This is a genomic window from Tumebacillus sp. BK434, from assembly GCF_004340785.1.
GTDB lineage: Bacteria > Bacillota > Bacilli > Tumebacillales > Tumebacillaceae > Tumebacillus_A.
Genome location: NZ_SLXS01000008.1, coordinates 1 through 12,274, shown reverse-complemented (window position 1 = coordinate 12,274; position 12,274 = coordinate 1). Strand labels below are relative to the sequence as shown.

At 57.0% G+C, this 12,274-nt stretch carries 13 protein-coding genes, 2 tRNA genes and 1 rRNA gene; 5 read left to right on the top strand and 11 right to left on the bottom strand.

Annotated features, from left to right (window positions below; genetic code table 11):
* Positions 1-50: 50 nt before the first annotated feature.
* From EV586_RS17060 to EV586_RS17050, 3 genes are all read right to left on the bottom strand, one after another.
* Positions 51-127: transfer RNA gene (locus tag EV586_RS17060), tRNA-Arg, on the bottom strand.
* A 3-nt stretch (positions 128-130) separates the two neighbouring features.
* Positions 131-221: transfer RNA gene (locus tag EV586_RS17055), tRNA-Ser, on the bottom strand.
* A 98-nt stretch (positions 222-319) separates the two neighbouring features.
* The gene (locus EV586_RS17050; protein ID WP_132946298.1) at positions 320-583 is read right to left on the bottom strand and encodes a hypothetical protein; all 264 of its coding nucleotides are present in this window, start codon (positions 581-583) and stop codon (positions 320-322) included.
* Positions 584-747: 164 nt separating this feature from the next.
* On the opposite strand from EV586_RS17050, the gene EV586_RS17045 reads away from it, so the two are divergent.
* Together EV586_RS17045 and EV586_RS17040 are read left to right on the top strand one after the other, a co-directional pair.
* A complete protein-coding gene (locus EV586_RS17045; protein WP_132946297.1) occupies positions 748-1,392 on the top strand; it encodes a deoxynucleoside kinase in 645 nt (214 codons plus the stop codon).
* Positions 1,385-2,065, top strand: a complete 681-nt coding sequence (locus EV586_RS17040; RefSeq protein WP_132946296.1) for a deoxynucleoside kinase — start codon at positions 1,385-1,387, stop codon at positions 2,063-2,065. Before EV586_RS17045 ends, EV586_RS17040 begins: the two co-directional genes overlap by 8 nt.
* Before the next feature lie 146 nt (positions 2,066-2,211).
* Here EV586_RS17040 and EV586_RS21240 read toward each other — a convergent pair whose 3' ends face one another.
* From EV586_RS21240 to guaB, 7 genes are all read right to left on the bottom strand, one after another.
* Complete coding sequence (locus EV586_RS21240) at positions 2,212-3,384, bottom strand: DUF5667 domain-containing protein (protein WP_165898675.1); 1,173 nt, start codon at positions 3,382-3,384, stop codon at positions 2,212-2,214.
* A gap of 137 nt (positions 3,385-3,521) precedes the next feature.
* On the bottom strand, positions 3,522-4,589 hold the full coding sequence (locus EV586_RS17030; protein WP_132946295.1) for a glycoside hydrolase family 15 protein: 1,068 nt from the start codon (positions 4,587-4,589) through the stop codon (positions 3,522-3,524).
* Positions 4,590-4,671: 82 nt separating this feature from the next.
* Positions 4,672-5,262, bottom strand: coding sequence for a pyridoxal 5'-phosphate synthase glutaminase subunit PdxT (gene pdxT / locus EV586_RS17025; protein WP_132946294.1), 591 nt, complete (start codon positions 5,260-5,262; stop codon positions 4,672-4,674).
* 9 nt (positions 5,263-5,271) lie between these two features.
* Positions 5,272-6,156 (bottom strand): pyridoxal 5'-phosphate synthase lyase subunit PdxS, encoded by an 885-nt coding sequence (gene pdxS, locus EV586_RS17020; RefSeq protein WP_132946293.1) that lies wholly within the window; start codon positions 6,154-6,156, stop codon positions 5,272-5,274.
* A 107-nt stretch (positions 6,157-6,263) separates the two neighbouring features.
* Complete coding sequence (locus EV586_RS21520; protein WP_243653072.1) at positions 6,264-6,398, bottom strand: DUF2621 domain-containing protein; 135 nt, start codon at positions 6,396-6,398, stop codon at positions 6,264-6,266.
* 21 nt (positions 6,399-6,419) lie between these two features.
* Positions 6,420-7,670 carry a D-alanyl-D-alanine carboxypeptidase family protein gene (locus EV586_RS17015; RefSeq protein WP_165898674.1) on the bottom strand — a complete coding sequence of 417 codons (1,251 nt, stop codon included), beginning with the start codon at positions 7,668-7,670 and terminating at the stop codon, positions 6,420-6,422.
* Positions 7,671-7,812: 142 nt separating this feature from the next.
* A complete protein-coding gene (guaB, locus tag EV586_RS17010) occupies positions 7,813-9,273 on the bottom strand; it encodes an IMP dehydrogenase (RefSeq protein WP_132946291.1) in 1,461 nt (486 codons plus the stop codon).
* Positions 9,274-9,410: 137 nt separating this feature from the next.
* Here guaB and EV586_RS17005 point away from each other — a divergent pair, with 137 nt between their 5' ends.
* From EV586_RS17005 to EV586_RS16995, 3 genes are read left to right on the top strand one after another with little or no spacing between them, the layout of a single operon-like run.
* Positions 9,411-10,445, top strand: a complete 1,035-nt coding sequence (locus tag EV586_RS17005) for a YaaC family protein (protein ID WP_165898673.1) — start codon at positions 9,411-9,413, stop codon at positions 10,443-10,445.
* 36 nt (positions 10,446-10,481) lie between these two features.
* Entirely contained in the window at positions 10,482-11,291 is an 810-nt protein-coding gene (locus tag EV586_RS17000; RefSeq protein ID WP_132946289.1) for a polyprenyl synthetase family protein, read from the top strand.
* Positions 11,292-11,304: 13 nt separating this feature from the next.
* Positions 11,305-12,129 (top strand): hypothetical protein, encoded by an 825-nt coding sequence (locus EV586_RS16995; protein ID WP_132946288.1) that lies wholly within the window; start codon positions 11,305-11,307, stop codon positions 12,127-12,129.
* 51 nt (positions 12,130-12,180) lie between these two features.
* Here EV586_RS16995 and rrf read toward each other — a convergent pair.
* Positions 12,181-12,274 (bottom strand): 5S ribosomal RNA (gene rrf / locus EV586_RS16990); the annotation flags it as partial.

Sequence of the window (12,274 nt, the reverse complement as noted above, 5' to 3'; positions counted from 1 at the left end):
AAAAACCTCACCTGAGCACAAAGCAAAAGGTGAGGTCTGTTTGATAAAAGTGGCGTGCCCAGAGAGATTCGAACTCCCGGCCTTTTGATTCGTAGTCAAACGCTCTATCCGGCTGAGCTATGGGCACACATGGAGGAGAAGAAGAGATTCGAACTCTCGATACTGTTTCCAGTATACTCCCTTAGCAGGGGAGCGCCTTCGACCGACTCGGCCACTTCTCCGTGAAGAACAGTATCTATGTTACCCGAAAAGAATCCGCCTTGCAAGAGGGAAAAACAAGAAAAGAGCGGCAGGCATCTTCCGCAGCTCTTTTCACAACTTACTTCTTCTTGCTGTTGTGGATCAGGTGGCGAATCGAGGACGACGTGATCACCAGCGTGAACGCCCAGACTACGATGAACAGCAGCCAGACAAACCAGCGCGGCGAGCTCGGCGCCAGGTAGATGAGGCCGGTGACGACGAACATCGAGATCTGAATGAACAGGCCGCGGTTGAACGCTTTGCGATGGAATGCCTTATATTGAAGCAGGATGCAAATGATAAACACGATGATGTTGATCACAAAAAGTGTACTTGGACTCATGCGTAAACCTTCCTCTCTGCCGTACAATCTACCTTGACTATTATACACATTTTTGCAGGTTGCCGCGAATGGGTTTGCCGTCTTTTCATTTTCTGCCAACCCATTCTATGAACCTTTGAAATGTGTTACAATGCAATCTGATCACGTTTGCAGGAGGGACTTCGATGCCTTTACCCCAATTCATCACGGTTGAAGGGCCGATCGGAATTGGCAAAACTTCACTTGCCAGGGCTATCAACCAGCGGTACGGATACCATCTCCTTCAAGAGATAGTAGAGGAAAATCCTTTCCTCGGCCGTTTTTACGACAACATCGAGGAGTGGAGTTTTCAGACCGAGATGTTTTTTCTCTGCAACCGCTTCAAACAATTGACAGATATCTCGAACTTATATTTAAAACAAGAGCACTCGGTCGTATCGGACTACAATATTTTCAAGAATACGATTTTTGCACAGCGCACACTGCACAAGGCGGAGCTGGACAAATACCTGAAGATCTACGACATTCTGACCTGCGACATGCCGAAAGCGACTTTGATCATTCACCTGAACGCCAGCGTGGAGACGATCATGAAGCGCATCGCCAAGCGCGGGCGTGAGATCGAACATAACATCGATCCGACCTACATTCGCAACTTGCGCGATGACTATGAGCTGTTTTTGGAGCGTTACCGCTACCTGCACCCTGATGTGCCGATTTTGCAATTGGACGGGGACGAGCTGGATTTCGTGGAGCGTCCGGAAGATATGGATTTCGTGTTCCGCATGATTGAAGAAACTATGAACAAGGAGCATCTCGAACATGCTTAATCATTCCCTTTGCGAAAAATACGGCATCCCGCGCGACGCGGTGATCACGATCGGCGGGACGGTGGGCGTCGGCAAGTCGACGATCACGATGGCGCTGGCCGATGCGCTCGGGTTCCGCACCTCGCTTGAGAAAGTGGATTCCAACCCGTATCTGGACAAGTTTTACGCCGACTTTGAGAAGTGGAGCTTCCATCTGCAGGTGTATTTCCTCGCTGAGCGGTTCAAAGAGCAGAAGCGCATTTTCGAGTATGGCGGCGGCTTTGTGCAGGACCGTTCGATCTATGAGGACACCGGCATTTTTGCCAAGATGCTGTTCGATCAGGGCAAGATGAGCCAGACCGATTACTCGACATACACCTCGCTGTTCGATGCGATGGTGATGACGCCGTACTTCCCGCATCCGGATGTGCTGATCTACCTGGAAGGCACGTTCGACGACGTTCTCGCCCGCATCAAGGAGCGCGGCCGTCCGATGGAGCAGAACACCGACATCGCGTACTGGGAAGAGATGTACGGACGGTATGAAGAATGGATCAACAACTTCACCGCCTGCCCGGTGATTCGTCTGAACATCAACGAGTACGACGTGCTGAAAGACGCAGACTCGATTCACCACGTGCTGGAAAAGGTGGCCCAGCGCATCGGCCAAGTTCGCCAGACTGTACGGTCCTAGTGGAAAAAACAAAAGCACCGGAGTTGATCCGGTGCTTTTTTGCGTGCCTAAAAAGGCGGTCATCCTGGAGATGACCGCCTTTGCATTGTGACTTGTGATGCGGGCCCGGCTGGTGTATAAAGCAGGCTGCTACTGCTGGCTGGTACTTAGTTTCTGCCGTTGTCTTTTTCTTCAGATTTGCCTTTTTCGCTGCCCTTGTTGCCTTTATTTTGTGAAGATTTGTGCTCTTCTTTCTTCGGTTGTTCTTTTTGCTTGTGCTGGCCGTAGTGATTGCCGTTGTTGGATTGCTCTTTCTTCGGCTCAACGGTCGTTTTCGCTTTCGGTGCGAGGACTTCTTCTTTCGCTTGTACCGGGGCCGGAGTCGGTTTGATGGTTACGGTGCCATCGGTCGTAGTTTCAGGCTTCGTTGCCGGTTCGGTGGTCGGCTCGGTCGTCGCGGTGTCGTCTTGTTCCGGTGTGGTTTCAGCCGGTGCCGGAGTTTCGGTGGTCGGCGCTTTCTCTGTTTGGTGTTTCTTGTGCTTTGCTTTTTTCTTCTCTTGCTTTTCGATGTTTTTCTCGATGTGCTTGATCGCGTTCTCGACGCCTTTGCGGCCCTGTTCCGGCAGTTTGTCGAGCAGAGCTTTCAGCACTTCCAGCGCATGGTGCGGGCCGTACTGCCCTTCCTCAGCCGGCTGTTGCTCTTCCGTCGGAGCGGTCGTGCCGTCCTCAGTGGTTTTGCCATCTTCGGTGGTTTTGCCGTCTTCGGTGGTTTTGCCGTCTTCGGTGGTTTTTCCATCTTCGGTGGTTTTTCCATCTTCGGTGGCTTTGCCATCTTCGGTGGTCTTGCCGTCTTCGGTGGTCTTGCCGTCTTCGGTGGTCTTGCCGTCTTCGATGGTGGTGCCGTCTTCGGTGGTCTTGCCGTCTTCGATGGTAGTACCGTCTTCGGTGGTCTTGCCGTCATCTTTGCCGCCGATCAGGTCTGCCGCTTGGAGGAGCAGTTGTTCGATCTCTTTCATCTGCTCTTCGTTGTATTCGGTGTTGCCTTGCTCGGCCAGCACTTTCAGCTCGGCCGCTTTTTCGTTGGCGTATTGCAGAAGCAGTTCTGCTTCTTTTTTATCGTCGAACGTGAACATCAGGTTGACGTCACAGATCAGTTGCTTGAAGAAGTAGAAGAAGTTGTCCGGGGTCAGGCCGACTTGCTCAGCGTTCACATCGGTCGTTTCCGTGACTTTCACTTGCGTGGAGGTGTTTGCATCGCCGCTTGCGAACGCAGCCATCGGCGAGAGAATCAGAGAGGTGATCAGTACAGAAGAAGTAAGCAGTGCTTTCGATTTTTTCATAGAGTATGTATTCATCCTTTCAGTCTTTGTTGTCGTTGTCGCTATAGTTACGAGAATCGTCCGCTAGTTTATGGGCGTCTGTCTGAAAAAAATGAAAAACTCCAGCCAGATCGGCAGGAGTTGATTGTGGGATATTTCTAGTTCCTCATCATCTCTTTCTTCAACACCACATACATCGCATGCGCCCACAACAGCGGACGGGCCGGTTCTCCCCACTGGTCGACCCAGCGCTTACGCTCCTCTGGGAACAGCAGTCCTTCCGGCACCTGCTCCGGCAGACAGCCCCGCTCGTCCGCTTGGGCTTCCACCCAGTCCAGCAGCTCTTGTGCCCGTTCGCGTTGCCCTGCCTGCAGGTAGTACCAGCCCAGCCAGGCTGTCAGCAGCGGCCACGCACCACCGCCGTAAAACACGTCGGACGGATAGCGGTGCACGCCGCCCGTGCACAAGTCCGCTTCGATCGCCGCCACCGTGCGCACCATCCGCGCATCATCTGCGGCAAACAGGTCAAACGGCACGGTGAGCCAGAGCAGGCTGGCGTCGACCGCAGGGTTCCCCAGCGACTTGATGAACCGCCCGTTCGCCACGCCATGCCGCTCGACAAAGGCGCGAATCTCCGCGCAGGCCGGCGCGATGCGCGGGTCTGGCAGCAGCTCCGAGATGCGCTGCAGCCCGCCGTAGACTGCCGCCAAGGTGCTCAGATGCACCCGGTCGCCGTTTTCTTCCCAGCAGTCGAAGTTCGGCTCCTGCCAAAATTCCAGCAGGTAGGACACCGTCGCTTCCAGGCTCTCCTGGATCTCCGTCAGAAACTCGTCCCCATCTGCCCTGCGCTTCACATGCTCCGCCACGCCCCACAGGTACGCGCCGTAACCATCCAACTGAAAATGCCCCCACGGCTCGCTGCCTTCCCAGCTGTCGGTCGTATACCGGCAATGCCAGAACAGCTCCGCGGACAGGGGCAGCCCCCGTTGTCTTCTCGCTAACAAGGTGTAAAACTTGTGCAGGTGCCGGATGATCGTCTTGTGCACCCAGCGGTAGTAGCCCGCAGCCGCCTCCCGCTCCCCCGCCACGTCGAGCGCATAGGCGGTAAACGTGCCGTCACGCAGCCAGCAGTACTGGTAGGCGGAAAAGGCGGGTGACGCCGGGAAGGAGCCGCCCGGCACCTGGTGCTGTTTGAGCAGCCCGATGCTGAATTCGTAGAGGTTCATCGTCCCAGCCTCCGTTCCAAACGCAGGATGGTTTTAAATATACGAAAGGAGGAGCGTCGACATGACGCTCCTCCTCTGTGTTTTATACGGTTGCTTTCGCCTCTTGCACCATGCCAAGGAAATACTTGTGCAGACGGACATCGTCGGTCAGTTCCGGGTGGAACGACGCGCCGAGCAGGTTGCCCTGGCGCGCGGTGACGATGCGGTCGTTGTACGTGCAGAGCACGTCGACGTTCTCGCCTACCTCCATGATGTGCGGAGCGCGGATGAAGACGGCCGGATACGGCTCGTCCCCTTCCAGACCTTCCACCTTGAGGTCCGCTTCAAACGAGTCCACTTGGCGGCCGAACGAGTTGCGGTCGACCAGCGCGTTCAACGCGCCGATATGCGCCCAGTCCTGGCCGTGGATGCGGTTCGAGAGCAAGATCAAGCCGGCACAAGTGCCAAACATCGGCACGCCGCGCTTCGCCATCTCGCGAACCGGCTCCATCAGTTCGTATTTGTTCATCAGCTTGCCGATGGTCGTGCTTTCGCCGCCCGGCAGCACCAGACCGTCGAGGCCTTCGAGGTCTTTCGGCCATTTGACCGAAACGACTTCGTCAGCACCGGCCTGCTGCAAGCTTTTGATGTGCTCAGCAACAGCACCCTGCAACGCCAATACGCCGATTTTCATAGCGGGATCTTACCAGCCGCGCTCTGCCATGCGCTCGTTGTCGCGCAGGGTGGACAGCTCGATGCCCTTCATCGCGACGCCGAGGTCTTTGGACAGTTCTACGAGCAGTTTGTAGTCGGTGTAGTGGGTGGTCGCTTCCACGATCGCTTTTGCGAACTTCGCCGGGTTGTCCGACTTGAAGATGCCGGAGCCAACGAATACGCCGTCTGCGCCGAGGTGCATCATCAGCGCTGCGTCAGCCGGAGTGGCGACGCCGCCTGCTGCGAAGTTTACGACCGGCAGTTTGCCGTCTTTTTTGATCTGCAGGAGCAGTTCCACCGGCGCGCCGATGTTTTTCGCTTCTGCTACGATCTCGTCGTCTGCCATCGCCGCAACTTTGCGGATCTGTGCTTGCACCATACGCATGTGCTTGACCGCTTCGACGATGTTGCCGGTGCCCGGCTCGCCCTTGGTGCGGAGCATCGAAGCGCCTTCTGCGATGCGGCGGAGCGCTTCGCCGAGGTCACGGCAGCCGCAGACAAACGGAACGGTGAAGTCGCGCTTGTTGATATGGAATCTATCGTCAGCCGGAGTCAGAACTTCAGATTCGTCGATGTAGTCTACGCCCATCGCTTCCAAAATCTTGGCTTCCACAAAGTGGCCGATACGAGCTTTCGCCATCACCGGGATCGAGACCGCGTTCATGACTTCTTCCATGATGGTCGGATCTGCCATACGAGCTACGCCGCCTGCTGCGCGAATGTCAGCCGGAACGCGCTCCAGCGCCATGACTGCTACTGCGCCCGCTTCTTCAGCAATCTTCGCTTGCTCTGCATTGACAACGTCCATGATGACGCCGCCCTTTTGCATTTCTGCCATACCGCGTTTAACGCGAGTGGTACCAGTTTCGATCATGAGAAAGTTCCCCCTGTGCCGCTTAGTACGTTTTAAATAAAACACAACTAATCCCATTTTACATGAGTGATGAGACAGTGACAAGGAAACGCAAAAAACCAGGGGGATTACCCCTGGTTTTGGTCCGGCTTCTCGGGAGCCATGCGGCGCAGAAAAGCGCGGAACATAAAGAAGCCACCGGGAATCAGGATGATAAACAAGATCAGCGACGTGATCAGATACCAAGACGGAACGTTAGACATGACGATCCCTCACTTGTCAGATTAGAATAAACCGCCGAAGAAATCGCCGATCGCTCCGAACAAGCCGCCAAAGAAATTGCCGATCCCGCGGAACATCAGGCGAATCCAGGACCCTTTTTCTACATCTTGGGCAGCGAGCAGATCGACGCTGGCGACGACCTTTTCATTCTGCACCACTTGCAGTTGTCCCAGCACCGCGTCTTTTTTCACCGGCGCGGTGACTTCATTGTACACCACTTTCTTGGTGAATGCGCCGCCCTCTTTCAGCACGGCCACGTTCAGATCGGTCGCGGCGACGGTGCCGATCTCTTTTTCTTTGCCGGAGGTGATCGGTGCGAGCTCTGCAACGCTCTCGCCCTTTTTGATCACCGGCTCGGATTTGTAGTTGTTGAAACCGTGGTCGAGGATCTTCACCGAATCGGACACGCGAACCGCATCGTTCGGTGCGCCAAGTTCGATCGAGATCAGACGGAAGCCGTTGCGCTCTGCCGTCCCGACGAGGCAGTAGCCCGCCTGGTCGGTGAAGCCGGTCTTCAGACCGTCGAGGCCGTCATAGGAGCCCAGCACGTGGTTGGTGTTCTCCAGCTTGAACTTGCCGTCGCGGATCGTCTTGCTCTCCATTTTGGTGATCTCGAGCACTTGCGGGTACTTCGTGATCAGCTCGCGCGCCATGGTCGCGATGTCATGCGCGGAGGTGTAGTGGTCCGGATGGTGCAAGCCGTTGGTGTCGGCAAAATGCGTGTCTTTCATGCCCAATTCCTGCGCTTTTTTGTTCATGCGCGCGACGAACGCTTCTTCGCTGCCGGCGATGAACTCGGCGGTCGCCACACAAGCGTCGTTGCCGGACTGGATGGCGATGAACTCGAGCATCTCCTGCAAGGTGAACTTCTCATTCGGGTCCAGCCAGACGCTGGAACCTTCGACGAGGTAGGCGTTCTCGGTGATCGGCACGATGTCGGTGAGCTGCTTTTCACCTTTGGCCACCGCTTCGTAGGCGAGCATCATCGTCATGATCTTGGTGACCGATGCCGGGTAACGCTTGGCATGCATGTCCTTTTCCCACAAAATCTGGCCGGTCTTGGCGTCCATCAAGAGTCCGACCGGGGATTGGATGTCGAGCTTAGCAGGCGGTTTCACTTCGCCTTCCGCGTGTGCAACCGATACGAAGGAGAGCGGTGCAACCGGCTGGGCAGCCGGCAGCGTGGATGCCAGCAGCATTGCTGCGATCAGGGCACCCGAGGCACTTTTTTTCCAGAAACCCGATTTTTTCATGTTGCGTTCCTCGTCCCTTCTTCTTCTATTTTTCAGTCTTGCCTTGTTTTTGATCATAAACATGCAAATTTGATTATAGCACAGAAAAAAAGAAACCGGAGTCTGAAAGACTCCGGTTTCACTCGATAGACAAAAGTTTTCATTAAGAGAGGCTGTAGTTCGGTGCTTCTTTGGTGATTTGTACGTCATGCGGGTGGCTTTCTTTGAGGCCGGCCCCGGTGATGCGGATGAAGCGGGTGTCGCTCTTCAGCGCGTCGATCGTCGCCACGCCGCAGTAGCCCATGCCGGCGCGGATGCCGCCGACCATCTGATAGATGATGTCGGCCAGTGCGCCGCGGTACGGCACGCGGCCTTCGATGCCTTCCGGAACGAGCTTCTTCGCGTCTTCCTGGAAGTAGCGGTCGCCGGAGCCTTCTTTCATTGCGCCCATCGAGCCCATGCCGCGGTAGACCTTGAAGTAACGGCCTTGGTGGATCTCCATTTCGCCCGGTGATTCTTCCGTGCCGGCGAGGAGCGAGCCGACCATGACGACATCTGCGCCGGCGGCGAGCGCCTTGACGATGTCACCCGAGTATTTGATCCCGCCGTCGGCGATGATCGGGATGTTGTATTCGCGCGCGACCGTCGCACAGTCATAGATCGCGGTGATCTGCGGCACGCCGATGCCGGCGACGACGCGGGTGGTGCAGATCGAGCCCGGGCCGATGCCGACTTTGACAGCCGATGCGCCCGCTTCGATCAGGTCGCGGGTCGCTTCGCCCGTCGCCACGTTGCCGGCGACGATCTGCAGCTCCGGGTAGTGGGCGCGAATTTCACGTACGGTGTTGATGACGCCAAGGGAATGACCGTGCGCCGTATCGACGACGATCAGGTCGACGCCCGCTTTCACCAGCGCTTCCACACGCTCAAACGTATCCTTGGTCACGCCGACAGCAGCGCCGACGACCAGGCGGCCTTTTTCATCTTTGGCAGCGTTCGGGAACTTGATCGCTTTCTCGATGTCTTTGATCGTGATCAGGCCTTTGAGGTGGTTGTTTTCGTCGACGAGAGGGAGTTTCTCCACTTTGTGCTTCTGCAGAAGGCCTTGCGCTTCTTGCAGCGTGGTGCCGACAGGGGCGGTGACCAGATTTTCACTCGTCATGACCTCGGAGATCTTGCGGTTAAAATTGGTCTCGAAGCGCAGGTCACGGTTGGTGATGATGCCGACCAGCTTGCCGTCGTTGTCGGTGACCGGCACGCCGGAGATGCGATATTTCGCCATCATCTCTTCTGCGTGATAGACGTGGTGGTCCGGAGAGAGGAAGATCGGGTTGGTGATGACGCCCGATTCGGAGCGTTTGACGCGGTCGACTTCTTCGGCTTGCTTCTCGATCGGCATGTTCTTGTGAATGATGCCGATGCCGCCTTCGCGGGCCATCGCAATCGCCATTTTCGACTCGGTGACGGTGTCCATGCCTGCCGATACGATCGGCGTGTTGACTTTGACTTTTTGTGTGATTCGGCTTGCCACAGACACATCGCGCGGCAGCACTTCCGACTTCGCAGGAATCAGCAGTACATCGTCAAACGTGAGGCCTTCTTTGCCAAATTTGTCTTCCCACATTCCGTGTTCTACCCCCAAGTTTTTGTATAGTTTTTCCCTTGACCGTGGATATTATGGCTAGTTTAGCAAGAGCCTATTTCGCAGTCAAGCCATGTTTACGAATCTCATCCCTTGGAGAGAGGAGGTCTGTGAATTCGATGCAGGCCACGGTCCGCATTCCGACGGAACAGCCTTACCGCAAGCTATGGGATACGTTCGTGTATTTCGAGAACGAACAGACAACGAGTGAATTTTTGCGAAATCGCTATACGGAATCCGGCTTTGAAAATGTCCAGAAACACGTCTATCAGGCCACCCCGAAGTTTATCTTCTCCATCAAGCAGGCGAGAGAATACTACCGGGCGGCAGAAGCGTGCGACATTTTGACAAAGCCTCTTTTGCTCTATTACGGCATGATGGCGCTGTCGAAAGCGCTGATCACGGCGCATGACCCGGATTACCCCTCGACGACCAGCGTGCTCAAGCACGGGCTGTCCACCCGCAAGCTGAAGCGCGAGGAGTACGCGTTTGCCGAAGATGAGGTGCGGGTGCAGAAGGACGGCATTTTTCATGTGCTGCACAAGACGCTGGGCGGAACCCCGCTGGAAAATCAGCAGCGGTTCGCGATGAAGGAGCTGCTCGCCGTGATCCCGGAGCTGATCCCGACCTATCAGCGCCTGTACGGTCAGGCGCAGGTCGGAGCCGTGGAGATTCTGCGCGACGCAGAGCGGCAGGCGCGGTGGAAGCTGCAGCGGTCGTTTGTGGCCGGGTGCGACAAGACGCGGGATGAGCTGGTCGACATCCTGAACCGGTACGGCGGGGAGGAGACCCGCTTTTTCTATCCTGAGGACGGGGAGGAGGCCGGGCTGTTCGCCGTGGCGGTGGAAGGCGAGGACGCGGAACATCCGCTGATCCTTTACGACTTCTCGGGGCGGCCGCATCTGCGCTTTCCGCACCGGGACGACCTGTTGCTGCCGGAGCTTACGGTGCATTATATGGTCATGTTTGTGCTCGGCATGCTCTGCCGCTATGAGACGGAGCGCTGGGGGGAGATGATCCTGACCTTTTCCTCGCACGACACGTTTGTGATCAATGAGTTTCTGAACGTGTCGATGCGCAAGTTTCCGAATCTGATCCTCGATCAGCTCTGTCAGGAGCGGACGATTTTTTATACGCCTCATCATCCGCATTGAGTTAGCAAATACTGTCGCAAAGGGGGCTGCTCATTCATGGCGATGTGTATCAACCTGCACGATCCGTTTGAGTCGCGTCTCTTGGTGATTCAGGAGGAACTGCGGACGGCGCTGAACCGGGTGGCCGGTGTGCCGCCAAGCTTGGGGGAAGAGCTGTTGTCCGATCCGAAGTGCGGGCTGTACGCGCTTTTGGTGATGCTGACGGCCGACGCGGTCCGGGCCCGGGAGGAGGAGGCACTGCTCGCTGCGGTCAGCATGGAGCTCTTGATGCTGGCGATCAAAGGGCAGGAGGCGGCAGAAGACGGAATGGCGGCGCGAAGCAAGCTGCTGGCGGGCAGCTTTTTGCAGACGGAAGCGCTGTCGTTATGCGCCGACCTGCCGCCCGGCGTGGTACAGTCGTTTGCCGAGCTGTGCCGGCAGTTGCTCGTGGAGAAGACGCGGCAGCAAAATGCGCTCTGGCCGGAGCTGACCGAGCGGGCCTATTTGGAACGGGCCTACTCGCGGTCGGCGCTGTTTGCGGCAACGTGCGGAAAGGTCGGGGCGCGCCTCGGGGGAGCGGCGTCGGAGGTGGAAGAGGCTTTGACAGCACACGGTTATTGGCTGGGCATGGCCCTGCAGGTGCAGGAGGATCTGCGGCTCGTGCGGGCCTTGCCGGTGCGGGCCGGGCGGGCGGTGCTGCAGGCGACGGCGACCGGCGGGGTCGTGCCGCTGCCGATGGGCTCCGCAAGGGCGGTGATGCGCTCGTATGCGAACAAGGCGAAAAAGAGCCTGTCGGTGCTGCCCGCATCACTTGCGAAATGCATGTTGCTTGATTTCTTGAACCATCTGTTTGAACAACCGGAATAAGGAGTGCATGCCGATGCTGCAAATGGTCAAAGGCTTGTTCGGTTGGATGCGGCTGTCTCCGGCGATTTCGTGGACGATGTCTGCGTTTGCGATCTCGGCAGGCTTTGCGGTGCACAATCTACAGTCGGCGCTGGATGTGCATTGGGAGATGTTTGGGGTGATCATGCTGAGCAGCGTGCTGTTGCAGGGCGTGCTGCGGATGCCGGACGGGTCGCTGGCGCTCGGGGCGGATGCGCGGCGGGCGTGGTTTTTGCTGTCGCTGCTCGGGCTGGTCACGACGATCACGTTTGGTGAGTATGCGGCGCCGACGACGACGGCGTCTCTGTTGTTGATTTTGCTGCTCGGGGTGTTTTCGTCGCTGGCGTACACGTTTCATCCGCTGCGCCATCTCCCGCTGCTAGGCGAATGGCTGGGGGCGTTTCCGGCGATTGTGGCCTGCACGCTGGGGACGTATTTTCTGCTCACCGATGCGTGGGAGCCGGTCGTGGGCATCGCGGCGGTGCTGCACTCGATGCTCTGTGTGGCGTGGCTGGTGCAGGGGCATCTGGGGGCTTTGGATACTGGACGTATGACGACGGCAGCATGGGTGGCGCAGAAGTTCGGCGCAGCGGCGGCCCGGCATGTGCCGGCCGGGTATTATCTGCTCACATCGTTTGTCGGCACGATCGTGACGCTGCAAGTGGCGCATGTGTTTTTGCTGACGGTGCTCTGTTCGCTGCTCGGGGCGTTCAACGCGTGGAATACGAAACCGGAGCAGTTGGCCGACCATCAGATCCGCATGTTGATCGCCGTCGTGACGCATGCGATCGCACTGTCGCTCTGGGTGGCATGGACATAGGGTGGAAATAGAAAAGAGACCCGTTCCGAAGAACGAGTCTCTTTCGTGTGTGCCTAGCGACGTCCTACTCTCCCAGGACCCTGCGGTCCAAGTACCATCGGCTCTGCAGAGCTTAACTTCTGTGTTCGGGATGGGAACAGGTGTG